The sequence below is a fragment of the Parapedobacter lycopersici genome, assembly GCF_024643285.1.
GTDB lineage: Bacteria > Bacteroidota > Bacteroidia > Sphingobacteriales > Sphingobacteriaceae > Parapedobacter > Parapedobacter lycopersici.
Genome location: NZ_JAMSLW010000005.1, coordinates 186,200 through 211,435, shown reverse-complemented (window position 1 = coordinate 211,435; position 25,236 = coordinate 186,200). Strand labels below are relative to the sequence as shown.

27 protein-coding genes and 1 tRNA gene are annotated in these 25,236 nt (G+C 49.8%); 18 read left to right on the top strand and 10 right to left on the bottom strand.

Going from position 1 to position 25,236, the window contains the following annotated elements:
• Nucleotides 1–7 precede the first annotated feature (7 nt).
• The 7 genes from folE (at nt 8) to NEV57_RS11940 (ending at nt 5,684) form a co-directional block, all read left to right on the top strand.
• On the top strand, nt 8–640 hold the full coding sequence (gene folE / locus NEV57_RS11975) for a GTP cyclohydrolase I FolE (protein ID WP_257658560.1): 633 nt from the start codon (nt 8–10) through the stop codon (nt 638–640).
• 42 nt (nt 641–682) lie between these two features.
• Nucleotides 683–1,318, top strand: a complete 636-nt coding sequence (locus tag NEV57_RS11970; RefSeq protein ID WP_257658559.1) for an O-methyltransferase — start codon at nt 683–685, stop codon at nt 1,316–1,318.
• Between the two features lie 21 nt (nt 1,319–1,339).
• Complete coding sequence (locus tag NEV57_RS11965; RefSeq protein ID WP_257658558.1) at nt 1,340–2,023, top strand: glucosaminidase domain and LysM peptidoglycan-binding domain-containing protein; 684 nt, start codon at nt 1,340–1,342, stop codon at nt 2,021–2,023.
• 7 nt (nt 2,024–2,030) lie between these two features.
• Complete coding sequence (locus tag NEV57_RS11960) at nt 2,031–2,876, top strand: glucosaminidase domain-containing protein (protein WP_307876438.1); 846 nt, start codon at nt 2,031–2,033, stop codon at nt 2,874–2,876.
• A gap of 152 nt (nt 2,877–3,028) precedes the next feature.
• A complete protein-coding gene (locus NEV57_RS11950; RefSeq protein ID WP_257658557.1) occupies nt 3,029–3,712 on the top strand; it encodes a hypothetical protein in 684 nt (227 codons plus the stop codon).
• Nucleotides 3,713–3,811: 99 nt separating this feature from the next.
• A complete protein-coding gene (locus tag NEV57_RS11945; RefSeq protein WP_257658556.1) occupies nt 3,812–4,795 on the top strand; it encodes a DUF3078 domain-containing protein in 984 nt (327 codons plus the stop codon).
• 7 nt (nt 4,796–4,802) lie between these two features.
• Nucleotides 4,803–5,684, top strand: a complete 882-nt coding sequence (locus NEV57_RS11940; protein ID WP_257658555.1) for an N-acetylmuramoyl-L-alanine amidase — start codon at nt 4,803–4,805, stop codon at nt 5,682–5,684.
• 19 nt (nt 5,685–5,703) lie between these two features.
• On the opposite strand, the gene NEV57_RS11935 is transcribed toward NEV57_RS11940, so the two are convergent.
• From NEV57_RS11935 to NEV57_RS11910, 6 genes are all read right to left on the bottom strand, one after another.
• On the bottom strand, nt 5,704–7,410 hold the full coding sequence (locus NEV57_RS11935) for a sodium:solute symporter family protein (protein WP_257658554.1): 1,707 nt from the start codon (nt 7,408–7,410) through the stop codon (nt 5,704–5,706).
• Between the two features lie 105 nt (nt 7,411–7,515).
• Entirely contained in the window at nt 7,516–7,719 is a 204-nt protein-coding gene (locus NEV57_RS11930) for a hypothetical protein (protein WP_257658553.1), read from the bottom strand.
• Between the two features lie 3 nt (nt 7,720–7,722).
• The gene (locus NEV57_RS11925; RefSeq protein WP_257658552.1) at nt 7,723–10,206 is read right to left on the bottom strand and encodes a PIG-L family deacetylase; all 2,484 of its coding nucleotides are present in this window, start codon (nt 10,204–10,206) and stop codon (nt 7,723–7,725) included.
• 388 nt (nt 10,207–10,594) lie between these two features.
• A complete protein-coding gene (locus tag NEV57_RS11920) occupies nt 10,595–10,855 on the bottom strand; it encodes a DUF6952 family protein (protein WP_257658551.1) in 261 nt (86 codons plus the stop codon).
• Nucleotides 10,836–11,150, bottom strand: a complete 315-nt coding sequence (locus NEV57_RS11915) for a thioredoxin family protein (RefSeq protein ID WP_257658550.1) — start codon at nt 11,148–11,150, stop codon at nt 10,836–10,838. The genes NEV57_RS11920 and NEV57_RS11915 overlap by 20 nt, the downstream gene beginning before the upstream one ends.
• Nucleotides 11,151–11,295: 145 nt before the next feature.
• A complete protein-coding gene (locus tag NEV57_RS11910) occupies nt 11,296–11,946 on the bottom strand; it encodes a peroxiredoxin (protein ID WP_257658549.1) in 651 nt (216 codons plus the stop codon).
• Between the two features lie 195 nt (nt 11,947–12,141).
• Here NEV57_RS11910 and NEV57_RS11905 point away from each other — a divergent pair.
• The 4 genes from NEV57_RS11905 (at nt 12,142) to NEV57_RS11890 (ending at nt 14,092) form a co-directional block, all read left to right on the top strand.
• Nucleotides 12,142–12,213: transfer RNA gene (locus NEV57_RS11905), tRNA-Arg, on the top strand.
• Nucleotides 12,214–12,458: 245 nt separating this feature from the next.
• Nucleotides 12,459–13,034: a Crp/Fnr family transcriptional regulator gene (locus NEV57_RS11900; protein WP_257658548.1), complete on the top strand. Its 576-nt coding sequence runs from the start codon at nt 12,459–12,461 to the stop codon at nt 13,032–13,034.
• 62 nt (nt 13,035–13,096) lie between these two features.
• Entirely contained in the window at nt 13,097–13,573 is a 477-nt protein-coding gene (locus NEV57_RS11895) for a carboxymuconolactone decarboxylase family protein (RefSeq protein WP_257658547.1), read from the top strand.
• A 54-nt stretch (nt 13,574–13,627) separates the two neighbouring features.
• Nucleotides 13,628–14,092: a MauE/DoxX family redox-associated membrane protein gene (locus NEV57_RS11890; protein WP_257658546.1), complete on the top strand. Its 465-nt coding sequence runs from the start codon at nt 13,628–13,630 to the stop codon at nt 14,090–14,092.
• Nucleotides 14,093–14,234: 142 nt separating this feature from the next.
• On the opposite strand, the gene NEV57_RS11885 is transcribed toward NEV57_RS11890, so the two are convergent.
• Nucleotides 14,235–14,975 carry an SDR family NAD(P)-dependent oxidoreductase gene (locus NEV57_RS11885; RefSeq protein WP_257658545.1) on the bottom strand — a complete coding sequence of 247 codons (741 nt, stop codon included), beginning with the start codon at nt 14,973–14,975 and terminating at the stop codon, nt 14,235–14,237.
• A 105-nt stretch (nt 14,976–15,080) separates the two neighbouring features.
• Here NEV57_RS11885 and NEV57_RS11880 point away from each other — a divergent pair, with 105 nt between their 5' ends.
• The 4 genes from NEV57_RS11880 to NEV57_RS11865 all read left to right on the top strand — a co-directional run bounded on the left by NEV57_RS11880 (nt 15,081) and on the right by NEV57_RS11865 (nt 17,791).
• Nucleotides 15,081–15,476: a winged helix-turn-helix transcriptional regulator gene (locus tag NEV57_RS11880; RefSeq protein ID WP_257658544.1), complete on the top strand. Its 396-nt coding sequence runs from the start codon at nt 15,081–15,083 to the stop codon at nt 15,474–15,476.
• Between the two features lie 85 nt (nt 15,477–15,561).
• The gene (locus tag NEV57_RS11875; RefSeq protein ID WP_257658543.1) at nt 15,562–16,434 is read left to right on the top strand and encodes a methylated-DNA--[protein]-cysteine S-methyltransferase; all 873 of its coding nucleotides are present in this window, start codon (nt 15,562–15,564) and stop codon (nt 16,432–16,434) included.
• Nucleotides 16,435–16,448: 14 nt separating this feature from the next.
• A complete protein-coding gene (locus tag NEV57_RS11870) occupies nt 16,449–17,069 on the top strand; it encodes an alpha-ketoglutarate-dependent dioxygenase AlkB family protein (RefSeq protein ID WP_257658542.1) in 621 nt (206 codons plus the stop codon).
• Nucleotides 17,070–17,086: 17 nt separating this feature from the next.
• Nucleotides 17,087–17,791 carry a protein-L-isoaspartate(D-aspartate) O-methyltransferase gene (locus NEV57_RS11865; RefSeq protein WP_257658541.1) on the top strand — a complete coding sequence of 235 codons (705 nt, stop codon included), beginning with the start codon at nt 17,087–17,089 and terminating at the stop codon, nt 17,789–17,791.
• 44 nt (nt 17,792–17,835) lie between these two features.
• Here the strand turns inward: NEV57_RS11865 and uxaC are convergent, their stop codons facing one another.
• Both uxaC and uxuA read right to left on the bottom strand, forming a co-directional pair.
• Nucleotides 17,836–19,242 (bottom strand): glucuronate isomerase, encoded by a 1,407-nt coding sequence (gene uxaC, locus NEV57_RS11860; RefSeq protein WP_257658540.1) that lies wholly within the window; start codon nt 19,240–19,242, stop codon nt 17,836–17,838.
• A 12-nt stretch (nt 19,243–19,254) separates the two neighbouring features.
• Nucleotides 19,255–20,421 (bottom strand): mannonate dehydratase, encoded by a 1,167-nt coding sequence (uxuA, locus tag NEV57_RS11855; protein WP_257658539.1) that lies wholly within the window; start codon nt 20,419–20,421, stop codon nt 19,255–19,257.
• 346 nt (nt 20,422–20,767) lie between these two features.
• On the opposite strand from uxuA, the gene NEV57_RS11850 reads away from it, so the two are divergent.
• From NEV57_RS11850 to NEV57_RS11835, 3 genes are all read left to right on the top strand, one after another.
• Nucleotides 20,768–21,052, top strand: coding sequence for an HU family DNA-binding protein (locus NEV57_RS11850; protein ID WP_257658538.1), 285 nt, complete (start codon nt 20,768–20,770; stop codon nt 21,050–21,052).
• Nucleotides 21,053–21,076: 24 nt separating this feature from the next.
• A complete protein-coding gene (locus NEV57_RS11845) occupies nt 21,077–21,913 on the top strand; it encodes a tetratricopeptide repeat protein (RefSeq protein ID WP_257658537.1) in 837 nt (278 codons plus the stop codon).
• Nucleotides 21,914–22,503: 590 nt separating this feature from the next.
• Nucleotides 22,504–24,057, top strand: coding sequence for an Rne/Rng family ribonuclease (locus tag NEV57_RS11835; RefSeq protein WP_257658536.1), 1,554 nt, complete (start codon nt 22,504–22,506; stop codon nt 24,055–24,057).
• Nucleotides 24,058–24,293: 236 nt separating this feature from the next.
• Here NEV57_RS11835 and miaA read toward each other — a convergent pair whose 3' ends face one another.
• Nucleotides 24,294–25,202 (bottom strand): tRNA (adenosine(37)-N6)-dimethylallyltransferase MiaA, encoded by a 909-nt coding sequence (miaA, locus tag NEV57_RS11830; protein WP_257658535.1) that lies wholly within the window; start codon nt 25,200–25,202, stop codon nt 24,294–24,296.
• Nucleotides 25,203–25,236 lie beyond the last annotated feature (34 nt).

Sequence of the window (25,236 nt, the reverse complement as noted above, 5' to 3'; positions counted from 1 at the left end):
TACAACTATGGACAATGATTTTCCGCTACGCGAGGAAGAAATTGACGGCTACGTAAAGATCGACCGCTATAATCCGGAAAAAGTAAACCGGATTGCGACGCATTATACCGATATCCTGGAATCGCTTGGTGAGGACCCAACCCGCAACGGGCTATTGAAAACTCCCGAGCGTGTAGCCAAGGCATTGCAGTTTCTAACCCATGGTTACGATCTGGATGCCGCCAAAATATTAAAAGGGGCCATGTTCGAAGAGGAATACAGCCAGATGGTGGTTGTAAAAGATATCGAAGTATTTTCGCTCTGCGAGCACCACTTGCTGCCCTTTTTCGGTAAAGCACACATCGCCTACATTCCTAACGGACACATCGTCGGCCTCAGTAAAATTCCGCGTGTGGTTGATATTTTCGCCCGCCGGTTGCAGGTGCAGGAACGGCTTACCAATGAAATACGGGATTGCATACAGGACACACTAAAGCCGATTGGCGTAGCGGTAGTTATTGAATGCAAACACCTTTGTATGGCTATGCGCGGTGTGCAGAAGCAAAACTCAGTAACCACCACTTCGGCTTTTACCGGCGAGTTTGCCCGTGAGCGTACGCGAAATGAATTCCTGCGGCTGATCACCGCCTCGTTGGATTAAACTTCTTTCAGTTTTCGTCCATCTTCCTTACATTTGTGTCCGATGGATATGTTCGATGACATGTTAACGGGCTATCTGGAAGGTACCTGTGATGCTGAACCCGAATTATTAAAGCGTATTCACAGGGATACCTACCTCAGGGAAACCCGGCCTCATATGCTATCGGGGCATTACCAGGGTAGGCTGCTGGCGCTGCTAAGTAAGCTGGTTGCTCCAAAGCAGATCCTGGAAGTGGGCACCTTCACCGGCTATGCGACGTTATGCCTGGCCGAAGGGCTTGCCGCCGATGGTGTATTGCATACCATAGACATCAACCCCGAACTGGAAGACCGGGTACGCGGTTATTTCGCAGCGGCCCCCAACGGAGAATCCATCCATTATCATATCGGCGACGCGGCCACCATTATCCCGGAATTAGCGGGGCCTTTTGACCTCGCCTTCATTGACGCCGACAAGAAAAACAACCATTTATATTACGAGCTCGTGCTCGAGAAAAGCCGGAAGGGCAGCCTGATCCTGATCGATAATGTACTTTGGAAAGGAAAGATCGCGGCCGGCGATTCCGATGTACAGACCCGGCAAATCGCAACACTAAACCAGAAATTAACAGTGGACGAACGTATTGATAAACTGATCCTTCCCATTCGTGATGGTGTTTTTGTGCTGCGGAAACGGTAAGGAAAACCAACCCATTTGGTTATGAAGAAAATAAACAGCGTATTGCGCACATGGTGCCTGGTAGGTGGACTTATGATTATCGGAATCATGCAGGCGGCAGCACAGCAGATTTCGCCTGCAGCCTACATTCAGCAATATAAAGACATGGCCATTAACTCCATGAGGACGCATGGCCTGCCAGCAAGTATTATCCTGGCCATTGCCATGCATGAAAGCGCGTATGGGAATAGCCGGATTGCGCACCACCTCAACAATCATTTTGGCATCAAAGGGCCGAATAACAGCAAAGTTATCCGTTCGGCCTACAAAGGATACGATTCCGTGGAAGAATCGTATCAGGATTTCATTGATTTTCTCAAAAGACGCGAGAGCACACAGGAACTGTTTGAAGAACATGAATCCCATGAATACCGCGAGTGGGTGCGCGGTATCGCCCGGTCGGGTTACGCACAGAGCCCCTCCTGGTCGGCGAAGGTACTGGGCATGATCCAAAAGTATAATCTCGATGCGTTTGACCGGGTGGATGGTGCTGAGGCGGAAACCACGGATGCTGATTTATCGTCCGAACCGGAAATATATGTAGTAAAGAAAGGCGATACCCTGTCCGCCATTGCCCGCAGGCACGGCACCACCGTTAAAGCCTTACAGCTGAATAATGGGCTGTCAAATTCACGGCTGCAGATTGGTCAGCAACTTTTTTTGTAAAAGTAACATGAGAATCCGGGTTTATCTTTTCCTTCTTCCATTGGTGCTCGCTTCGTGCCTGTCTAAACATGAAGTATTGCAGAACCCACGGGTAGTGAAGCCGCCAGGTTCGGGTACGGGCGGCACCGAAACGCGGGAAACAGGCCGGCCCGCTCGGGCATATACCAGCCTGTCGGGCTACGATTATATCGAGCAATATAAAGCAATTGCCATTGAGGAAATGAACGAATACGGGATTCCGGCAAGCATCAAGCTCGCGCAGGCGCTCCTTGAATCGGGTAACGGCAACAGCATGCTGGCGCGGGAAGCGCATAATCATTTCGGGATTAAATGCACGTCGGAATGGTCAGGCAGGAAGGCATATAAAGACGACGACCGGAGAAACGACTGTTTCCGTGTATATGAGCGGGCGGAAGACTCGTTCAGAGACCATTCCCAGTTTTTACTGCGCAGCCGGTATGCTTCACTCTTTGAACTCGACAAAGACGACTACAAGGGATGGGCCAGGGGACTGAGAGCCGCAGGTTATGCTACCAACCCCAAGTATGCCGATATGCTGATCAGCCTGATCGAGCGTTATGAGCTTTACCGCTATGACCGTCCCGAATCCCAGGTAGCCAAGGTGGCACGCGAAGAAAAAGTCCAGACCGAGATCGTGGAAAAAATACCGGAGGAGCCGCAGGTGGAAGAGGCCAAACCACCGGTGGCAATTGAGGTACATGAAGTAAAATCGGGGGATACCCTAGCCGGTATCGCCAGAAAATATGGCATGTCCACCAATGAGCTGATGGACCTGAACGGACTAAAAACCGAATCCCTTTTTATCGGGCAATTGATTCTGGTATCCCTTTAGGACCGCGGGGTTAACGGGCTAGGCGAATGGAACTGTAAAATGATGTTAATTTTTTCGCCAACTCCAAACTTAACCGTAGTTTTACGACAGTGAAGCATACGTTTGGTTTTTTATGTGTTGGGCTGTGGCTCCTGCTTTTGCCACATTATACGATGGCCCAGAAAGCTATTCAGGGCATTGTGTTTGACAAGCATACCAAGCAGCGCATTGCACAGGTATACATCTATAATACGGCCAATGATGCGGGCGGGTTTAACAATCTGCGCGGTGAATTTGATATCCCGGCCAGCCGCGGCGACGTACTCATTGCTGCCGCCAAAGGTTATTTCCCGGACACGCTGGCCGTTGGTGACCACGACGTCGTTTTATTTAACATGGAAAGATCCTCGATCTGGATTGATGAAGTGTCGGTTATTGCGCGGCGCAGCCCTGAAGAGCAGCTGCTGCAAAATAAGCGGGAGTACAGCACGGCTTATTCCAAAGGTAGCGCGGGATCGATTTTTTCCGTAGGCCCTACCGGAAGCGGGTTGAGTATTGACGCCCTGTATAACCTGATCAGCCGCGAAGGAAAGAATGCCCGGCGCCTGCAGGAGATTATTGAGCGCGATTACCGTGAGTCGGTCATCAGCTACCGGTTTACACCGGAGTTAGTGGCACAGGTTACCGGTTTAACGGATGAAAAACTGGTTGATTTTATGCAGCAGTACCGCCCGTCATACTATTTTGTGTTGAGTGCAAACGATTACAACCTGGCATTCTACATCCGTGAATCGTTTGTCCGTTACAAGCAGAACCCAGAACTGAATCGCATTCCACGTTTTCCGGCAGGAAATTAAGAGACAGACAGTTTTATACCCATAGCTGGCACACACATTTTAGGAACCGTATACCAAGAAATCAAAAACAGCACGATATTTGTTAATTTAGTCCCGGATATGAAACACATTTATTTTTCGCTATACTTTTTGCTGGTATGTGGCGTTTCCGTTGCTGGTGCCCAAACGTACAACCTGGATGAATTGCGCCACAAGCCCGATACCAATAGCCTGAAAGTGGAGGTGCCGGTGTTGGCGGTGCGCCCAGTGACGCTCCCGCAGTCGCCATTGGATTTACGGGTAATCTACTGGCGTCACTGGTCTTCTTTTGGAATCAATGTCAACCAGTCTTCCTTCAGTGAGAACTGGAATGCCGGTGGGGTGAACTCCATTTCGGTTGGGGCGTTGATCAGCCATAAGTCAGACTATACGCGCAACAACACGAATTTTGTTACCGAACTGGCCTTGCAGTACGGTAAGGTGAAGAACCGGGATCAATTTGCACGCAAAAACAACGACCGGATTTTCTGGGACAATAAATTGTCGGTAAAAATTGCCAAGAACTGGTCACTCTATACCGCGTTGACTTTTGAAACCCAGTTTGATGTGGGTTATTCCTACGGGACGTCAAGCGACGGGCGGGATAGCATCACCGGACTCATCTCTAACTTCATGGCACCAGGTTACATCACCGAATCACTCGGTTTGGAGTTTAAACCGGACGAAACCTTTTCGTTGCGGTTCGGTACGGGTACTGCCAGGCAAACGTTTATTATGGACGACAGGCTCCTGCCGATACTGGAACCCCGGTTTGGGGTTGAGCCCGGGAAGCGATTCCGTAATGACCTTGCGTTCCAGCTTACCGCCAACCTGGACCGGGACTTGGGAGAGAACTTCAACCTGAAAAGCCGCTATAACCTGTTTGCCAACTACAACGAACTAAGCGACCCTGCGCACCGTTTGGATGCCACGTTGACCGCACGCGTCACGCGGATTGTAAACGTCACGCTCAACGGCATTATCCTGTACGATAGCCGGATGGATGGCGCAGTACAAACGAGCCAGACACTGGCGCTCGGTCTGCTGTATAAAATTCCAAAATAGACCTCCAATGAGTGTGTTTGTTTATCGGCGATATGATTTTGCATTGCTCTTGTCTGCATGCCTCGTTTTGGCAGGGTGCAGTACGAACCGTTACGCAAAAACCAACAAACAGTACACGGAACAGGTGAAGGCATTGGCCGCGGAAATCAGACAGCCGCTACCGCCACCTCTCCCGGCACCGACAGCCACATACGACTCACTCATGGATACCGTGGTTTTCTCACCGCGTACAGCGCAGCGTGAGCAGCCTTGGGTAGGAACGATCAATTTTAACCTGCGCAAGCCCAATTATGTGGTCATTCACCATACGGCACAGGATAGCCTGGAGCAAACCCTGCATACCTTTACTGTGCCGCATACACAGGTAAGCGCACATTATGTGATCGGACGCGATGGCGAGGTGTATCAGTTGCTCAATGACTACCTGCGGGGCTGGCATGCAGGGGCAGGGAAATGGGGAAACGTAACCGATCTCAATTCGGTTTCGCTTGGCATCGAACTGGACAATAACGGAAGCGAGCCGTTTCCGGATGCCCAGATCTACAGCCTGCTCCAGTTACTGGAAAAGCTTAAAACCACTTATCGTATTCCGGCCGTTAATTTTTTGGCGCATGGCGACATCGCGCCCACCCGTAAAAACGATCCCAGCGTGCTTTTCCCCTGGGAAAAGCTTGCGGAGCGGGGCTTCGGCCTTTGGCCGGATGAGCACCTGGAGGAACCGCCGGCAAATTTCAATCCCCGTGATGCACTTCGGATAATCGGCTACGACATCAGCGACCTTAATGCTGCTATTGTGGCCTTTAAACGGCGGTATATCCAGCAGGACTTAAGTCCTGAACTGACCCCGCATGATCTGCAGGTTTTGTATAATTTATATCTGAAATACTAAGCCGTGCCGCAACGATGCGTTAACGCTGTGCCGGTTGCCTTTTGGTGGTAAGTGGAAGCGACTGGAAAAGTAATGCAAACAGTACAACGCCTGCACAGCCGACCAAGTTTAGCCAAAGAAATGCCATCACGTCTGCCAGCCAGAGGGAAACGACGATGAACTCCGTGAGGACAGCTGCACATAAGACCGCTTTGGCCCCTGCCTTTTTGATGTAAAAGGCAACGACAAATATGCCCAGTATGGTGCCGTAAAAAAGGGAGCCGAGAATGTTTACGGCCTCCAGCAGGTTGCCTAAGCGACTGGCATAAAGCGCGATGATCACGCAGAATATTCCCCAGACCAATGTAAAAATCCGGGAAGCAGAAAGGTAACCCTGCTCACTCCCCTTTTTGCGGACGAAGCGCTTATAAATATCGATAACAGTTGTGGAAGCCAGGGAGTTGATAGCGCTTGCAGTAGCCCCCATCGACGCCATGAAAACAATGGCAATCAAGAGCCCGATCAGTCCCTTGGGAAAATTGTCGGTGACAAAGGAGAGAAAAATATAATTATTATCATTGGTGTCCGCTGCTTTATCATTTTTCTGCATAAGGGCGACCAGATCTTCCCGTATCGTTTTCGCCTGTTTGTCCGCCGCATGTAATTGCGTCCGGGCCTCTGCTACAGCCGCATCATCCTCCTGGTCAAGCGCTGTGGTAAGCTTGTTGATGTGTGCCTGTTTTTCCTGGAAAACCTGCTGATGTGCGGCTTCCAGCTTGGCTACCTCGGGGCCATATTGGCTGTTTTCAATTTTGTTCAGCTCGAACTTATTGAAAAAAATGGGTGGACTGTTATACTGGTAGTAAGCAAATACCAGTATGCCAATAAGCAGAATGGCAAATTGCATGGGCACCTTCAGCAGCCCATTCATAAGCAACCCGATCCGGCTATCCCGGATAGACGAGCCTGTGAGGTAGCGGCCAACCTGACTCTGATCTGTACCAAAATAGGAAAGCTGCAGAAAAAAGCCGCCAAGAATCCCGCTCCAGAGCGTGTATTGATTATTCCAGTCGAAGGAAAGATCAATCGCATTGGTCTTGCCGGACTTCCCGGCGATATGCAATGCTTTTACCAAGCCGATATCGCTGGGCAGCAAATAGATTACCAGCATCCCTGCGGTAAGCAGCCCGCCAAAGATGATGCTCATCTGCAGCAACTGGGTATATGACACTGCTTTTGTCCCACCGTATACGGTATAAAGAATGACCAGCGTGCCGATAAACAGCGTTGTATAGGTTACGTTGATCTGTAGTATGCTCGATAGGATAATCGCCGGTGCATAGATGGTAATGCCGGTGGATATCCCGCGCTGGACTAAAAATAGGAAAGCGGTGAAGACCCGCGTACGTACGTCAAACCGCTTTTCTAAAAATTCATAGGCGGTAAAAACGCGTAGCCGGTGAAAAATGGGGACAAACGTGATGCTCAGCAAAATCATGGCTAGCGGAAGGCCAAAATAGAACTGTACGAAACTCATCCCCGAGGTATAGGCCAGCCCCGGAGCCGAAAGGAAGGTAATGGCACTCGCCTGGGTGGCCATGACCGACAGGGCGACGTGATACCAAGGGAGCGATTTATTCCCCAGCAGGTAACCGTCGATATTCCGGATCCCCCTGCTCTTATATACGCCGTATATTACGATCAGGGAGAGGGTACAAAACAGTACTATCCAATCTATATTGCTCATTCAAAATAGATCGTGAATAAGAAAAACAGGAGGATAAGGAAGAGCAGCCAGAACACGATGATCCAGTAGAAGCGCTTCCAGGAGCGGATAAAGGGAGGCAGTCCCTTATCGGTCATGCGACCGGCCGTTGAGGAGCACCCTTACGAAAAAGGCACTGAAAATAAGGCCTATCACGATGCCTATTACTGCACCCAGCACCGTTTCCTGGATGTAACCTCCGGTTATGCCACCGAACAGTATGCCCAATAGATAGAAGGTGCTGTTCACATTTTTCACTTCTACACCGTGATTTTCAAGTTGTTTTTCCATGATTCAATTGCGTTTGGCGAGCAAATTTACAAATAATCTATAAGCGCCCGGCACTCCGACGGGCAATTGCCTGAAAAAAGAGAGTGATGTATAAACAAAGTTACCTTTCCCATAGGGTGTAACTAACAGGGAGCCGTTGTAGGCCTGTTCTCCGGGGTCGGCCATCCGCAACGGGCGCTGGTAGCGTTCATCGGCCTCACCCACAAAGTAAAGGCCCCGCTCCTGTATCCATCCCTCAAAATCGGCGGCGGTTATTTCATTCGGAAAATGAAGCACGCGGCTTTCCGGCTCCAGAAAAGTTACGGTAGCCGTTTCATCGGTAACCCTATTGCGTGTAAGCGTAAACGGATATGGCCCGATGCCGTCCATGGATAGTCCGCCGGTGGTGTTGTACTGAACAACCAATGTCCCGCCGTTTTCGACGTATTCCAGTAATCGCGGATGCATATACCGCATCCGGTCATTTACATTATACAACCGGACCCCGGTAACAATGGCATCGTATTGGGAAAGCTTTTCGGCAGTGACGTCACGCTCGTTCAGCAGATCGACCTCCAGGCCAATTTCGCGAAGTGCCTGTGGAACCAGGTCCCCTGCTCCCGGCAGGTAACCAATCCGCTGTGCCGATATGCCGGTTTCGACTTTGCTTAAGCGGGCTGCGGCCGGAGGAAACCAGGTAATCTTGGGAATATGTGTATAGTCGATTACACGGAAGGCTTGCGCTTCCTGCCCGGTATCGGGGTATTTCAGGTCAACAGACACGGAATCTGTTAGCGTAGCGGTTTTGCCGGGATATATGGTGAATTGGACGGCTTGTTCTTCGTCCGGCAAGGCAAATTGTAGGGAAGTCTGTTCCGGCGTTGCACGCCATCCCTCCGGCAGGCGGAGGGATGCGGTGGCCGAAACCGACCCCTGGGTGTGCCCGGTAAATATCACCTGGAGGGTTTTGGGTTCATCGCCATTAAACACCAGTGCCCGCTGGCCGATATTGGCCGTTATGCGCGGGGAAATGGCCAGGGGCTCGTAGACTTCGCCCCGTACCGGGTGGGTATATTTATAAACAATAGGCCGCTTGAACGCGATTTCTTTGCCGTTAATCCGGAGTACCACCGTCGTGGCGGGCCCATCCGGGTTTTGCGGGTACCCTACGTCTGTCTGACGGTCAATAGCAAAGCGGCCAAGTCCATGGGGGTGGTTAAGCCAATAGGGTTGAGTAAGAGCGGCCGCATGGAAAACCGTAGATACTTCGTGCAGCTCATTATATGGAAGAAGAGTTGTTTCCGGTGTTTCGCTTATCTCCCCGTCCCCCGTTGCACGGACACCAACAACTGCTGCCTGAATACCAGGACGCCGAACAATAAAAGCTGTCCGGACAGGTACCTGTTCGCCGAGGGCGAATTTAGGTGCAGCGGCATAACTTTCAAACCATATTCCGCCACAGGCTAGAATGAGTTGTTTCAACTCTTCGGATTTTACTGTTTTCCAGTGTGCATCGGTAATTTGATTCACCAGCGGGAGCAGTGCCAGCAGGTCATCTATTGATTTTTCCGGATGGGTAATGTCAAAATCCGCATTAAGTTTCGCTGCCAATGACTGTATCTTTTTGCTGCCGGCTACCCGGCTCCAGGATGTTTCCACCCCGTCCAACAGGGTTTGCTGTGGCAGATCACCGCCCAGCAATTCAAAACGCTCCGTGATAGCGCCCCGCTGACGGGCCGCTCCGAATCCCTGGCTTTTGTGATTCGTCCGGCTTTCTGCAGCGATTTCACCATACGACTGACCCAGAAGCGGATTGTAATCCCCGATATCCATTCGGAATCCATCAGATGACGTTGCGCCCTCCCCAAGACTAAAATTGGATGTGTTCCAAAGCAGGCGTTTTGCCTGCCAGACCGATACTTCAGTCAGCTGTTCGGGGAACCGGTTAGGATCTGCTGCGGCCTTAAAGGCTTCGATTGCCAGTATTGCGGATGCCTGGTGCTGTCCGTGACCCGCGCGCTCGTCCGGTGGGAACCGGGTGATAATCACATCGGGCCGGAATTTCCGAATTACCCACACAGCATCCGCAAGAATATTCTCCTTACCCCAGAATTCAAATGTCTCGTCATACGTCTTGGAGAATCCAAAATCATTGGCCCGGGAAAAAAACTGCTCACCGCCGTCCACCTGACGGGCAGCCAGCAGCTCATTGGTCCGGATCAACCCCAGCTCCTCTCCCTGCTCTGTGCCGATCAGGTTCTGTCCGCCGTCTCCCCGGGTAAGCGACAGGTAACCCGTACGATATAGTCGCTCTTTGGCCAACCACGAGATGAGCCGGGTGTTTTCATCGTCCGGATGCGCGGCAAAATAAAGCACCGACCCCAGCGTATTCAATTTTTTAAGTGCCAGCTTGATTTCTGCGCCATTCATCGCAGGCTGCGACTGAGCAATTGCATAATGGAAAATAAAAAAAATGCTGAGGAAGGATAATACCGATCGTATATTCATGGGTTTAAAGATAAGGCATTCCTCCTATATCTCTACACCGCAGGGGATTAATAGGCGTCACTTCACATAAATATTACGTTGGCCGAAAGGCAGATGGGGGCTAAAACAAAAGCCGCCCAGCTATGTCGGGGCGGCTCCTGTAAATTAACAATTAAAAAACATTTAAATCTTAAAACACAGCTTCGGTAATTACCGGCAATTGTCAAACGGAGTAATTAGGGTTAGCCCATTTTTTAATAAAGCCCCGTTTTAAGAAGTTAACCTTTAACAAGGGTAAATTTACGACAATAAATAATGTGCCGCCGCGTAAAGCGGCCAACAAGTTTTCCACAAAAAAACGATTGTTAACACTTTTTTGTGGAAAGCGACTGTGGTCGGAAGGGGTCTGTCAGGATTTATCGATTGATCCGAGAACGCGCTGCATAAAAGAATTGAGGGCTTCTTTTCGGTCCGCCCCCTCCTTAATCAGCTTATCAACCTCAATGGCACCATACATATTGGAGATCAACTCGCCGATTACATCCAGTTCCTCATCTTTTAACGAAGGCACTTCGGTAAGCGCTTCCAGGGTTTCAATCGTTTCAAGTACATAATCCTGGTCGTTCTGCGCAATGAACTCGACCAAATGCTTAATTACGGGTAGTTTCATTGAACAGATCAATTAATGGATCAAACTTATTTGTTTGTACCTGGCCAACCAATTGGCCGGCTTTAAAGGCAGCAAACGTGGGTAAATTACTGACGTTGGCCAGCTGGCGGGATTGCGGGAATTTCTCCGCGTCGGCAATAACAAAGGCCACGCCTTCATTTTCTGAGGCCAGTTTTTTAAATTTCGGTTTCATAATCCGACAGTTGCCGCACCATGATGCCGAATATTGTACCATGACCACATCGTTTTCATTTACAATGTCGGCCAGGTTATCTTTATCAAGTTCTTGTATCATATCTTAATCACTTAGTTTAAACACCGGAGAACGGAAGTTTAAGGTACCATACAGCACACGCCGTTATGCGTTACAGACGTGTGCTGATGTTAAATAAAATAGAGACGCCCGGATTCGTTATTAACGATAGGCGCATGCGTGGGGGTTAGCTCAGGGATATCTTGCTGGCGAGGTAGGTAGCTACGCCGTCACGTGTGGCGTGCATTGCCTCTTTGCCCTCTTCCCAGTTGGCTGGGCATACTTCCCCGAATTGCTGTACGTGTGCGTAAGCGTCAACCAAGCGGATATATTCCTTAACGTTGCGGCCCAGGGGCATGTCATTTACGCTCTCGTGGAATATTTTTCCATCCTCGTCTATTAAATAGGTGGCACGGAAAGTCACGTTAGATCCTTCGATCAGCATGGTGTCCAGCTCTTCGTCGTACGTGGCTTTCTGGATATCCAGTATACCCAGGGTGTTTGCCAGATTACGGGTCGTATCGGCCAGTATCGGATAAGTAACACCCTCGATTCCGCCATTGTCTTTTGCCGTGTTCAGCCAGGCAAAGTGTACTTCATTTGTGTCGCAGGAGGCGCCGATAACAATTGTGTTCCGCTTCTCGAATTCCGGTAATGCTTCCTGGAAAGCGTGCAGTTCAGTAGGACAAACGAAAGTGAAGTCTTTGGGGTACCAGAAAAGCAATACTTTTTTGCCTTTGTTAACGGCCTCATCCAATATGTTAATCCTTAGGTCATCGCCCATGTGGTCCATGGCGTCAATTGTAATGTTTGGAAATTTTTTACCAACTAAACTCATAATATCCTTTTTCTTTTTGTTGGTGCAAAGATAACCTTTTGTTAAGGGAAAAAGCATCACTTTTCCTTATGGTTCATAGACAAAAACTATTTAATATTTATTTAACATATATTTTGACAATGAGGTTGATTGGCATAATTAATTTCGGGTTATTTTGTTAAAATCGTATTTTTGCCGCAATTGCAGTTTTACCATGGCCCTGTAGTTCAACGGATAGAATAGAAGTTTCCTAAACTTTAGATATGGGTTCGATTCCCGTCGGGGCTACTAAAAAAGAAAAGCGATAATTTATACCCGCTTTTCTTTTTTTATTTAGAAGTAACCTATCCTGATCTGGAAATAGGCTTGCGATTGTATCATTCCAATTTTATAATGTAACTTCAACTTGAATTTGTCTGCGCTGCACCGAAAGTGGCCCGGCCGGGTATGGCTAATATGTACTGTTTCATTGCGACGGTAAAAGCGGATCAGCAATTAATCAGCGAGTAAAAGGAGTGACCTAAAACACTAAAATGGACAGGACGCTATTTCAATACATTAATCAGCACGTTTCCATTGACGAAAGTGAATACGATGACATTATATCGTATTTCAATAGGGAAAACGTGGAGAAGAAGGAGCTGTTAATGCGCGCGGGGGACCGGTCGGTCTGCGACTATTTTGTATTGGCCGGCTGCCTGCATATGTATTTTATTGGCAGTGATGGTGTAGAACATACCGTTCAATTCGCTTTAAAAGGCTGGTGGCTGGCAGACTATTTAGCCCTTCATAAAAAACGGCCTACCGAATTCTATATTCAAGCCGTGGAAAATTCGGTGCTGCTCAGTATATCCCCAGCAAAACGAGCGGAACTGTTCCTTGCTTTTCCAAAAATGGAATCTTATTTCAGGGCGGTATACCAAATTGCTTATGGCGCTTATCAAACCCGGATGAAGTACATCCTAAGTTATTCCAAAGAGGAAATTTATTTCAAGTTCAGGGATTCGTTCCCAGACTTTGTAAACAGCATTCCGCAGTATCTTGTCGCGAGTTACCTCGGGCTCTCCGCAGAATACGTTAGTAAGTTGAGGCGTAAACATATTTCTTGAACCCGTTCAATTTTTTTCCGCGCGGCCCGCGGTACCTTTGCCAGTACAATAATTAATTCAACATGGCACAGCGATTAAACTACAGCACACATTTTCCAGCGGCCTACAAAAAGCTGCTGGAGCTGGACACTATGGCGGGTAATTCCGGATTGGATAATCTCCTGGTACATCTTGTAAGGCTGCGGGCATCCCAAATCAATGGTTGCCTGTTTTGTATAGATATACATACAAAACAGGCGGTTCGGGATGGTGAAAACCCCTTACGCCTACACCATTTACCGGGTTGGCATGAATCCACCCTGTTTTCAGAGCAGGAAAAGGCCGCTTTACGATGGACAGAAGCATTAACCCGGCTGAGCACGGAAAGCACAAGGGACGAAATTTATCAATCCGTAAGGTCCTTTTTTGATGACACCGAGCTTACCAAGCTCACGATGCTGATCGCCCTTATTAATGCGTTCAACCGTTTTGGGGTAGGCTTTCGAGCCGAACCGGGTTCACTTGACCGGGTATTGGGATTGGATAAGGTAACGTTATAGTCCCCCGCTTTTTGAAAGCATCCCGCTGGCCCAGGCCCGCGGTTAGTTTAGCTAATGAAAAAAATGAATATAACCAGTATAGGTCAACTTTGGCTTCGGCTTGCCGTTTCCAGCGCGTTTTTATCCGCTGTTGCGGATCGACTCGGTTTTTGGGGAAAACCGGGCAGTCCCGATGCCACCTGGGGAGATTGGGAACAGTTTCTCCACTATTCAAATCAGGTAAATAGCTTCGCTCCCGAGTTCCTGAGGGAATTCCTGGCCCGCGCTGCGACAGCACTTGAGCTAGTTTTGGCCCTGCTGCTTTTGGTGGGGTATCGGATCAAGTGGGCTGCTTATGGATCTGCTGTCCTCCTGGCGCTTTTTGCTATAGCGATGACCATTTCAATTGGAATAAAATCAACATTGGACTATTCCGTTTGGATTGGTGCGGCAGGCTGCCTTTTGCTGGGGGCGGTCAAAAGTCATGCTTATAGTATAGATAACTATTTAACAAAAACGAAAAGCAGTGCCGGGCAATGATAAAGCAAATGCCCCGAACTTTTCAGACCCGAGGCGTTTGCAACGAAGCCAGGCAGGCACATAGCAATGAACCGGAATATATATTGCCCGGTGTACCCCAAATTGATATTAATGGCATACATGCCGGGCAATCCATTTGTTATCAACTATTTGTTCCACCATCGATGGTAAGCCCCGCCCCTGTCATATAAGCGCTTTCTGTTCCGGCTAAGTAGGTTGCGAGCGCAGCAATATCATTGGCGGTTCCAAAATCAGACAGGGCCATCAGCGAACGTTGATAGGCGGAAGTGGGGCCGCTGGCCGGATTCATGTCTGTATCGATAGGGCCGGGGTGAATGACGTTTACCGTAATGCCCCTGGGACCCAGATCCCTGGCCATTCCCTTGGTTAGGCCCACCAGCGCACTTTTGCTCATCGCGTAAAGCGAACCTCCGGGGTCGGGCATCCTTTCGGCCTGGCAGCTGCCAATGTTGATGATACGCCCGCCATCTCCCAGGTATTTTATCGCCGCCTGTGAAGCCGCAAATACAGCCCGGACATTGACCGCCATCATGTGATCAAAGTCTTCCAGCGTAAACTGGCTAATGTCGTTATAGAAGGCAACTCCCGCATTGTTAACCAGTATATGTAACCCGCCGAATTCCTGGACAGTTTTATCCACTGCCGAAATAACGGCCTGGGGGTCGGCGCTGTCTGCCCGAAGGGCAATGGCCTTGCCACCCAGTTGCCTGATTTCCTGTGCCACTTGTTCGGCTTTGTCTTTTGAAGCCTGATAAGTAAGGGCTACGGAGGCTCCTTCACGGGCCAATCTTTTTGCAATGGCGGCACCTATACCCCGGCTCGCTCCGGTAACCAGCGCCACCTTGTTTTGTAGTTTTTCCATCTGATTTATTTTTTAATTAATAAAGAACAACAAAAGTAGAGGGAAAGCCTTACTTTTGTAAGTACTGTAAAAATTGTTAAGTACTAACAAAAAAGTAAGTATGCTATGCGAAAACCGAACTCTACCAATTCCCTCAATGAGACGCGTCTGATTCGGAACTGCGGAATGGACTATACCTTATCGATCATCGGCGGAAGGTGGAAGCCGACCATTTTATTTAGCCTGATAAAATGTAAAATGCGATACAGCGAACTGTTGAAATGTATCCCCGGTATTTCGGAACGCATGCTGGTAGCACAATTGCGGGAGCTGGAAAAACACGGGATGATCCGTCGCATTGTTTATCCGGAGGTGCCACCCCGGGTAGAATATGAATTGACCGAACTGGGACATTCGGCAGAACCCATGCTGAACAGTATTTCCGATTGGGGAAATATGCACAGGGAACAGGGGGAACGTGCTGAATTACAACCCGAATCCCTGGCCACTTTGGCTAAATAACCAGTTACCGCGTTTTCAACGAAAGCAAGTTTCGGGTTTTGTAATCTATAAAACCTTCAGATCTTTGTCTAATAACAGGTATCATATGGAAACGCAGCAACAGTTAAACTATGAACGCATCGCCAGAGCGATCGACTACATCAGGCAGCATTTTAAGGAGCAGCCCAATCTGGATGCCGTTGCCGAAGAGGTAAACCTAAGCCCGTTTCATTTTCAGCGGTTGTTTACCGACTGGGCCGGTGTTAGTCCCAAGAAATTTCTGCAGTATACCAGCCTGACCCATGCGAAGGGTATTTTACGCGGAAATAGGGAAGCAACGCTATTTGACACGGCCTACGAAACGGGTTTATCGGGCACCAGCCGGCTGCACGACCTGTTCGTACAGATCGAGGGAATGACTCCGGCAGCATATAAAAATGGCGGAAAGCAGCTGGAAATTGCTTATGATTTTGGTGGCAGTCCGTTTGGCCGTCTGATCGTAGCGTCAACTTCCAAGGGGGTATGCCACCTGGCCTTTTTTACCGATGAAAGGCAGGCGCTGGCCGACCTGCAGGCCAAATTTCCCAATGCCAACATGAGTCGTAAATCGGTTGATATACAGCAGGATGCATTGTCAGTTTTCCAAAGCGACTGGGAGAAACTTCCGGAAGTGAAGCTGCATCTGAAAGGGACGGCCTTTCAGCTGAAGGTCTGGGAAGCCCTGCTGAAAATACCCATGGGGCAGCTCACCACCTATGGTTCCATTGCACAGCAAATTGAAATGCCAAGCGCGTCCCGGGCAGTAGGAACCGCCATTGGAAGCAATCCGGTAGCGTTCCTAATTCCATGTCACCGGGTCATCCAATCCACCGGTACATTCGGCGGCTACATGTGGGGAGAAACACGGAAAACGGCTATGATTGGCTGGGAGGGTGCCAAAATAGGTGCTGACCCCGCACAACTGCATTACGCTCAGTAAGAAAACAGTACGTGATGGATCTATTCGGTACCGGCATGGATAAAGCGGCTAATTTATTGCCGCGGGACGGCGAGGTGAACTATTTCGGAAAAATAATGGAAGCACGGGAAGCCGCTGGTTACCTCGACTACCTACTGCATTCGGTGGCTTGGAAGAACGATGAAGCGGTGGTTTTCGGACGGCTCATCCAAACGAAACGCATGGTGGCGTGGTATGGCGATTCGGCCTTCCGGTATACCTATTCCAACGTCACCAAGCAGGCCCTGCCGTGGACGAGGGAATTGCAGACGCTTAAGCGTATCGTAGAGCGGCACGCGGGGGAAACGTTCAACTCCTGCCTGCTTAACCTTTACCATGATGGCCAGGAAGGTATGGCTTGGCATAGCGATGCGGAAAAAGACCTGAAAAAAAACGGAACCATCGCCTCGTTAAGTTTCGGCGCCGAACGCAAATTTGCTTTTAAACACAAACTCACCGGAGAAAAAACGTCCATCGTATTGGCGCATGGCAGCCTGCTGCTAATGAAGGGAGCCACGCAGACCTACTGGCTTCACCGACTGCCCCCCACCAAAAAAATCCTAACCCCGCGTATTAACCTGACATTTAGAACAATTGACGGTCAGCAGGGTTATTAGGAAAAACCCCGGCAGCCATGTGTATCAAAACATATTTGCCTGCGCTGATCGTATTGGCAACATGCCAGCAGGCCCTACCGCAGGATTTTGGTCAGCTGCGTGCCGAAATGGTCAGCCAGCAGCTCGAACCCCGTGGAATTAACCATACCCCTACACTGGAAGCCATGCGGAAGGTGGAACGACACCGATTCGTTCCGCCTGCCTGCCAGCAAGATGCCTATCGGGATACGCCGCTCCCCATTGGATATGGACAAACCATCTCTCAGCCTTTTATGGTGGCCATGATGACGCAGCTGCTTCAACCCGGGCCGGATGACCGTATACTGGAAATCGGTACAGGATCGGGATACCAGGCCGCTATCCTGGCCGAAATGACGGGTGAAGTATATACCATGGAAATTATTCCGCAGCTGGGTGCGAAGGCGAAGCAGCTATTAAGCGAACTGGGCTATAGAAACGTAACGGTAATCGTTGGTGACGGCTACAATGGATGGGCGGAGAAAGCACCCTATGACGCCATCATTGTAACCGCAGCACCCGAGGAAGTCCCCCCGCCGCTGATTGCTCAATTAAAGGAGGGCGGGAAGATCATCGTGCCGATCGGAGCCCAAACGGAAGAGCAAACCCTTGTTTTAATTGAAAAACGAAACGGGGAACTGGTGAAAACGGCCTTAATCCCCGTGCGGTTCGTGCCCTTTACCCGGAGTAAGGACATGCCGTAATTGGTGATGAAAACGGCTGGCATCCGGATCGTCGATCGTGCGGATCAGGCAAAAAATGACTTGGCGTTATGGTAGCAGATGTCCTGAATGATTTTGCCGATCCACTGCTCATCGCGAGGCAAAACACCCCTATTGATGTCCTCCGCAAACAGGTTGCATAACAGCCGGCGGAAATACTCGTGACGCGAATAGGAAAGAAAACTCCGGGAATCGGTCAACATGCCCACAAAGCAGCTGATCAACCCGATATTGGACAGGGTGTTCAGTTGGTTGGTCATGCCATCCAACTGGTCAAGGAACCACCATCCAGATCCGAATTGTATCTTTCCCCTGATACCCTCCGCCTGAAAATTGCCGGTCATGGATGCAAATACCGCATTGTCTGCCGGGTTCAGGTTGTAAATAATGGTTTTGGCCAGTCGGTTCTCATCCTCCAGGGTATTAAAAAAGCGCTGCATGCTCCCGGCCTGCGGTAAGTCGCCGATGGAATCAAATCCGGTGTCCGCGCCGAGTGTCCGCAGCTGTCGGCTGTTCGTATTCCGAAGGGCCCCGAGATGGAACTGCTGTACCCAATTTTTGTCGTGATAAAGCTTGCATAGCTCGGATAATACCGCATACGTAAATGTTTCCTCGTACTCGGCAGCATTGCGATCATCGCCCTGAAGAACCTGTTTAAATACAGTTTCCAGGGGCAAAGGTAATTGGCGGGCGAGGGGCAGGTGGTCCAGTCCATGGTCTGCAATGCGGCATCCGTGCCGGTGAAAATAATACAATCGGTTCCAAAGGGCGTCAAGCAGTGTGTCAATGTCTACAATAGCGGTACCGCTGCTGGCCTGCAGGCGCTCAATATAACTTCGATAAGCCGTGCCGCCATTCAGCTGGAATGCCCTGTCGGGCCTGAAGGATGGAAGTATCCGGGTTTCAAACCCCGATACGGCAATAGCAGCATGGTGCTCCAGGCTGTCTGCCGGATCATCTGTTGTACCCACCATTTCCACGCCGAAATGCCTGAGCAGGCCGCGCGGACGGAATTCAGGCAACTGCAACATCCCCGTTGCGCGCTCAAAAACCCGGGGAGCGTTGTCCGGACCCAGCAGCTCGGTAATGCCGAACGGGTCACGAAGTTCCATGTGGGTCCAGTGGTAAAGCGGATTGCGGACCGTGTATGGGACGGCCTCCGCCCATTTGTAAAACTTTTCTTCATCAGGAGCATCGCCGGTAATGTATCGTTCGGAAACGCCCAACGCCCGTAACGCCCGCCATTTATAGTGGTCGCCCGCCAGCCAGATGTGGGTCAGGTTCCGGAAGGCAGTATCGGAGGCGACAACGTCCGGTGGAAGATGGGAATGATAGTCAATAATCGGCAGGCCTTTGGCATATCCGTTATACAGCCTTATCGCCGTATCGGACTGCAGCAGGAAATGATCAGTTAAAAAATAACCGGCGCGCATGTTAATTTTCTGTTAGTTGCTTCCGAGAATGCCAAGCTCCAGCCCCCTTAATTCGGCGAGCCCGCGAAGGCGCCCGATGGCCGAATAGCCGGGTGCGGTGGTTTTGTCCAGGTCATCGAGCATTTGATGTCCATGGTCGGGCCGGAAAGGTATCGGGATGTCCCGTCGCTGATTTTCCGCCACCAGGGCCCGCATCACCGCATACATATCTACGTCGCCGTCCAGGTGGTCCGCCTCATAAAAGCTCCCCTGTGCATCCTTGCGTACATTCCGCAGGTGCGCAAAATAAACGCGCTCCTTAATGGCGTCGAAGATCGCCGGGATGTCGTTGGTTACACCGGCCCCCAGCGACCCGGTGCAGAAACAGATGCCGTTAAAGGCCCTGTCCACCGTACGGATGATGTAAAGCAGGTCTTCCTGGCTGCCGGCAATACGCGGTAGGCCAAGTATGGGATAAGGGGGGTCGTCTGGGTGGATGGTCATGTAGACTCCAGTTTCTTCGCATACCTCCGCAATGGAGGAAAGAAACCAGATCAGGTTTTCCCGAAGCCCTTCACGCCCGATAATCCCGTATGCCCGTATACTTTCCTGCAACTCGCTAAGTCCGATATTACGTTCGCCGGGTATGCCCATCAGTATGTTGGTAGACAGTTCCTCCACCTGTTGTGAGGTATAGGACTGATACCTTTTTTCTGCCGCTGTCCGGACGGCTTCAGGATAGTCCTGCCCTGCCCGTTCCCGTTTCAGAATAAAGAGATCAAACGCAGCAAGGTCATTCCAGTCAAAATACAGCGCTTTTGACCCGTCCGCCATTTCCAGGCCCAGCTGTGTACGTGTCCAGTCGAGTACCGGCATAAAATTGTAACATATCGTGCGGATTCCACAGGAGGCGAGGTTACGCAGGCTCTGCCTGTAGTTTTCAAGGTATGCATCCGCGTCGGCTCCGCGGGTCTTAATGGCCTCATGTACCGGTAGGCTCTCCACGACCGACCAGTGCAGTCCCGCTTCTTCAATGATGCGCTTCCGTTCGTTAATTTCAGAAACGGGCCACACATCCCCGTGCGGAATGTGGTGTAAGGCGGTTACAATGCCCGTGGCGCCGGCCTGTTTCACATCGGTTAAGGTTACCGAATCGGCCGGACCGTACCAGCGCCATGCTTGTGTTAATTTCTTTGTCATCCCAATCGAGTTATTCAGTCAAAATCTATTTGCTGTCGTTCTCCTTTCCTGACCGCTATCCGGCCCATTTGTCCCACTGTCGTTTTCAATCTAAATCCCAATATTAGGCAAATCGCCCCGAATTCAGGTGAACATTTTACAAATTCACAGGACCCTTCCGGACATAAACATCCGTGTACGGTTACATTTGCTGATATACAACCCCGGAAACCGCGGGCGGTGAGCGGCTTTCATTACAAAAATTTAACAATTTTATTTTAAGATCTCGTTTTAAAGCAATACTTTTGCATCCCCAACATGGGAAGGGCTTACGTGTTGAAAAATAATTAATTACAAAAATATAGATATGACTAAGGCAGAAATTATCGCAGAAATCTCTAACAAGACGGGGTTAGAGAAAGTAGATGTTCAGGAAACTGTTGAAGCTTTTTTCAAGGTGGTGAAGAATGCCATGATTAGTGGCGAGAATGTTTACGTAAGAGGTTTCGGTAGTTTTGTGGTAAAGAAGCGGGCAGAGAAAACAGCCCGTAACATTTCAAAAAATACAGCGATCATTATTCCCGCGCATTACGTACCCACGTTCAAGCCGGCTAAAACATTTGTTGAAAAGGTGAAAACCGGCAACAAATAACACGGACCTTTCAAGCGTTCCATTATGCACAGGACCAAACAAATCATAGCTGTTGCCGCTGTTGTTTTATTGATGGGGTTTTTATTAGCACAACCCATCAAAGGTTTGGTCAATGAAGATAAAAGTACGGCCGATGCCGCAGGGTCCGGCGCTGCCAATACCGTGAATTTTGAACTGGTATCGCAGCAGGCCAAAAGGGGTTTAAACGCCAGTATTATCCAGGAGATATCCGATCTGGAGTCCAAACTGGCTGATGCATCGGGCACAGCAAAGCTGGATCTGCTGCAACAACTTGCTGCCAAGTGGGACGATGTGAATGAATCTGCTCCATTAGGATTTGTGTACGAGGAGATGGCGAAAATTGATCCGCAGTTTAGCTACTGGCTGAAGGCGGGCGACGCTTACCGTGCGGCCTATACGAACCTGCAGGATACGGTAACTGCCCGTGCGCTCAATGATTACGCAATCAATGCCTATGAACAGGCGCTGGAAATTAATTCCGCTGACCTGGATGCCAAAACCGGCCTGGGTAGCGCATATGTAAGCGGTACCAATAACCCGATGGCCGGCATTGCCTTGTTGCAGGAGGTTGTCAAGGCCGATCCGGACCATGTCGGAGCGAATAAAAGCCTGGGGTTGTTCTCCATGCAATCCAGGCAATTTGACCGGGCAATTGACCGGTTTAAGAAGGTTGTGGCGTTACAGCCTGATGCAGAATCCTACTTTTACCTGGCAACCAGTTACGAAAACATTGGGCTGAAACGTGAGGCAGTAGCTGCTTTTGAAAAAAGCAGGGACCTTGCTGCGGATCCGACCCTGACGCAGTTTATCAATCGTAAAATTGATGAGCTGAGTAAATAATTATTAATTTATTCATTTAAAAAAATTAAGCTATGCCAAGCGGAAAAAAAAGAAAAAGACACAAAATGGCTACCCACAAACGTAAAAAACGTTTAAGAAAAAATCGGCATAAGAAAAAATAACAGCCTTTCTTAGGCTGCTTTTCGGAGGAGGCATATAAACGAGCATCAATACAAACTCTGCCTCGTCATATCCGGAAAAACAGACCGATTTGATTTTGCTGCGCCTACGGAACCGAATACATTCGGTTAGTGTTAGGCGCTATTAAACGTATTTATGGTTTTATCCTCATGAGCAGGAGTTTGGAGATACAATGCATGGTAAGGTGAAGATAGAGGTGTCATTTCAACAAGATTGCATCATATGATGATATCCGCAACGATAACAGTGGCCACCGCAGCATAAGCTACGCGTTGGCCATCACTGCATCCGCCGCCCGACAGCAGTTGCCAGGCGAGCGGTTGTGCTGTTGGATACCCGGCTGATCACCATTAATTAAGTTCGTGGTCTGCATTTACTTCATGTTATTCCCATCGTAAGGCAGCAATGAGCTGCCCCCAAAGCCGCCTGCTTTGTTAAAAAAGTAGCTGTTGGTAAAGGAATTAATTATCGATTCGACCCCTGAGAAAGGGGTCACTATTGCTTTACTTCAAGATAAACAGCTTGTAGAGCTCAATAAAGAACAAACCAACAACAACTATGTTGTCGGTGATATTTACCTGGGCAGGATCAAGAAGATCATGCCCGGTTTGAATGCCGCGTTCGTTGACGTGGGGTATTCGAAAGATGCATTTCTGCATTACCTCGACCTGGGCCCCCAGGTGCAGTCGCTCATCAAGCTCACTAAAATAGTAAAGAATGGCAGTTACAAAGAGAAACTGCTCAATAGTTTAAAATTAGAAAAGGACATCAACAAGGCGGGCAAAATTTCCGAAGTATTGTCCCGTAACCTGTTGCTGCCTGTGCAAATCGCAAAGGAGCCGATTTCCACTAAAGGCCCCCGACTGAGTTCCGATTTATCGATTGCCGGGCGCTATGTGGTGCTGGTGCCGTTTTCAGGGATTGTTTCCATATCCAAACGGATTAAGGGCAATGCCGAGCGCAACCGGCTGAAAAAGATTGTTGAAAGCATCAAACCGGAAAATTTCGGCGTTATTATCCGGACGGTTTCTGAAGGTAAGGGCGTTGCTGAACTGCAAAAGGACCTGCTTGACCTGATCTCCAAATGGGAAATATTTACCAGCCGCCTCCGCACAGCGGAAGCCTCGCAGAAGGTGCTGGGAGAAATGGACCGCACGTCCACCATCCTACGTGATATTCTCACCGACGAGTTTTCCCACATCTATATTAACGACCCCATGATCTATGATGAAACCAAATCATATATCCATGGGATCTCGCCGGATCTGGAAAAAATTGTTAAGTTATACAAAAACAAAGAGCCCATCTTTGAGCATTTCGGAATAGAAAAGCAGATCAAGGCGGCTTTTGGTAAAACCGTCAACCTGCATGGGGGTGCATACCTGGTGATCGAGCACACCGAAGCCCTGCATGTCATCGATGTAAACAGCGGAAACCGGACAGCGAACCAGGAAACCCAGGAAGAAAACGCGTTACAGGTCAATAAAGAAGCGGCCAGGGAGATCGCCCGGCAACTTCGCCTGCGCGATATGGGAGGAATCGTTGTTATCGACTTCATCGATATGCACAAGCCCGCCAACCGGAAGGAACTCCATACCTACCTGAAGCAGTGTATGGCCACGGACCGGGCACGGCACACGATACTGCCGCCGAGCAAATTCGGCCTGGTGCAGATTACCAGGCAGCGCGTGCGGCCCGAAATGTCGATCGTTACCAACGAAAAATGTCCGGCATGCAATGGTACGGGTGAAATCCGGTCTAGTATTGTCCTGATGGATGATATCGAGAATAACCTGAGTTTTATTCTTAAAGAACAGAATGAAAGGGACATTACGCTATGCGTGCACCCTTATATTTACGCCTACATCAGATCCGGACTAATGTCCCGCCGGGTAAAATGGTTCTTCAAGTTTGGCCGGTGGATCCGGGTGAAGCCGGTTGCGGCGTATTACCTCACGGAATTCCACTTCTTCAACAGTAAGGACGTTGAGATTAAGTTGTAGCAACGAACATTAGAAACGAAGCCCCGCAGCTACAAACTGCGGGGCTTCGTGCTATTTGCCGGTGCCGTTGTTCGGTATCCCTGCGCACCGCGTACAGGATGCCAGCAGGCTGACTCCGCGATTTAACCGGAAAAAGGTGGACTCACCGTGGACTTAATGTGGACTCACCGTGGACTCACCCCGAACCATTCCCGATGCGTGGCCGCCGGATGTTCGGCGCAAGAAGGAAGGCAGGCTCAGCAGCCGGAGTGTGTCAGTATCTCGGCTGCCATTTCCGCTATCGGCTGTTGCGGTAACCAATGGATGGCTAACCCGTCTTTCTCCATTTTACGGAAATAGGTCATTTGCCGTTTGGCATAACGGTGTATTTCGGTATTAAGACGTGCGAAGAACGTATCATAATCTAGCTCGCCCAGGAGGTATTGCGTTGTATACTTATATTCCAGCCCGTATCGTATGAGCTGCTGCGGAGGAATGCCCTGGTCCAGCAGCCGCCGCACCTCTTCGACCAGCCCGGTATCCAGTCGCTCCACCAACCGATCGGTTATGCGTTGCCGCCGGACTTCCACCGGTGGGTTGATGCCAAACACCTGCACCCGAATTGTGGGTTGTACCGGCCGCGGCACCGGGTGCTCTTGATGCCATTCGGCAATCTCGATGGCCCGGATGATCCTTTTTTTGGTGCTGGTATCTGCTGTAAAACCCGGCGGTACGGGCAGCTCCTGCAGCTGCCGGAGGAGGGTTTCGCGATCCAGTTTTTCCAGTACCTCCCGACGGTTGGCCACAACAGGTACTCCGCTGTAGGCAAACCCCGAAATCGCGGCCTGGAGGTACAGGCCGGTACCCCCGCATAAAATGGGTTGCTTGCCGCGGCGGATCACCGTGTTCATTGCTTTACGGAAGTCTTGCTGATACTGTGCAACGTGATACGTATCTCCCGCGTCGCGGATGTCGATGAGGTGATAGGGGATGTCCTGATAAAGTTCCAGGTCTTTTCCGGTGCCGATATCCATGCCCCGGTATACCTGCCTGGAGTCTGCGCTGATAATTTCCCCGTTAACCTGTTTGGCAACTGCAATTGCAAGGGAAGTCTTGCCCGATGCGGTGGGTCCGAAAATTACGAGTAGCGGTGGGGTATTCTTCACTTCCAAAACGATTTCGAATATAGGAAAAAGATAC

Bases quoted from the DNA above. Each gene is read 5' to 3' on its own strand.
- NEV57_RS11925 (WP_257658552.1), bottom strand. From the start codon at position 10,206: ATGAATATACGATCGGTATTATCCTTCCTCAGCATTTTTTTTATTTTC.
- NEV57_RS11895 (WP_257658547.1), top strand. From the start codon at position 13,097: ATGGCACAGCGATTAAACTACAGCACACATTTTCCAGCGGCCTACAAA.
- NEV57_RS11885 (WP_257658545.1), bottom strand. From the start codon at position 14,975: ATGGAAAAACTACAAAACAAGGTGGCGCTGGTTACCGGAGCGAGCCGG.
- NEV57_RS11960 (WP_307876438.1), top strand. From the start codon at position 2,031: ATGAGAATCCGGGTTTATCTTTTCCTTCTTCCATTGGTGCTCGCTTCG.
- NEV57_RS11880 (WP_257658544.1), top strand. From the start codon at position 15,081: ATGCGAAAACCGAACTCTACCAATTCCCTCAATGAGACGCGTCTGATT.
- NEV57_RS11910 (WP_257658549.1), bottom strand. From the start codon at position 11,946: ATGAGTTTAGTTGGTAAAAAATTTCCAAACATTACAATTGACGCCATG.
- NEV57_RS11900 (WP_257658548.1), top strand. From the start codon at position 12,459: ATGGACAGGACGCTATTTCAATACATTAATCAGCACGTTTCCATTGAC.
- NEV57_RS11950 (WP_257658557.1), top strand. From the start codon at position 3,029: ATGGCCCAGAAAGCTATTCAGGGCATTGTGTTTGACAAGCATACCAAG.
- NEV57_RS11865 (WP_257658541.1), top strand. From the start codon at position 17,087: ATGTGTATCAAAACATATTTGCCTGCGCTGATCGTATTGGCAACATGC.
- NEV57_RS11870 (WP_257658542.1), top strand. From the start codon at position 16,449: ATGGATCTATTCGGTACCGGCATGGATAAAGCGGCTAATTTATTGCCG.
- NEV57_RS11935 (WP_257658554.1), bottom strand. From the start codon at position 7,410: ATGAGCAATATAGATTGGATAGTACTGTTTTGTACCCTCTCCCTGATC.
- NEV57_RS11915 (WP_257658550.1), bottom strand. From the start codon at position 11,150: ATGATACAAGAACTTGATAAAGATAACCTGGCCGACATTGTAAATGAA.
- uxaC (WP_257658540.1), bottom strand. From the start codon at position 19,242: ATGCGCGCCGGTTATTTTTTAACTGATCATTTCCTGCTGCAGTCCGAT.
- NEV57_RS11945 (WP_257658556.1), top strand. From the start codon at position 3,812: ATGAAACACATTTATTTTTCGCTATACTTTTTGCTGGTATGTGGCGTT.
- NEV57_RS11930 (WP_257658553.1), bottom strand. From the start codon at position 7,719: ATGGAAAAACAACTTGAAAATCACGGTGTAGAAGTGAAAAATGTGAAC.
- uxuA (WP_257658539.1), bottom strand. From the start codon at position 20,421: ATGACAAAGAAATTAACACAAGCATGGCGCTGGTACGGTCCGGCCGAT.
- NEV57_RS11965 (WP_257658558.1), top strand. From the start codon at position 1,340: ATGAAGAAAATAAACAGCGTATTGCGCACATGGTGCCTGGTAGGTGGA.
- NEV57_RS11970 (WP_257658559.1), top strand. From the start codon at position 683: ATGGATATGTTCGATGACATGTTAACGGGCTATCTGGAAGGTACCTGT.
- NEV57_RS11890 (WP_257658546.1), top strand. From the start codon at position 13,628: ATGAAAAAAATGAATATAACCAGTATAGGTCAACTTTGGCTTCGGCTT.
- NEV57_RS11850 (WP_257658538.1), top strand. From the start codon at position 20,768: ATGACTAAGGCAGAAATTATCGCAGAAATCTCTAACAAGACGGGGTTA.
- folE (WP_257658560.1), top strand. From the start codon at position 8: ATGGACAATGATTTTCCGCTACGCGAGGAAGAAATTGACGGCTACGTA.
- NEV57_RS11845 (WP_257658537.1), top strand. From the start codon at position 21,077: ATGCACAGGACCAAACAAATCATAGCTGTTGCCGCTGTTGTTTTATTG.
- NEV57_RS11940 (WP_257658555.1), top strand. From the start codon at position 4,803: ATGAGTGTGTTTGTTTATCGGCGATATGATTTTGCATTGCTCTTGTCT.
- NEV57_RS11920 (WP_257658551.1), bottom strand. From the start codon at position 10,855: ATGAAACTACCCGTAATTAAGCATTTGGTCGAGTTCATTGCGCAGAAC.
- NEV57_RS11875 (WP_257658543.1), top strand. From the start codon at position 15,562: ATGGAAACGCAGCAACAGTTAAACTATGAACGCATCGCCAGAGCGATC.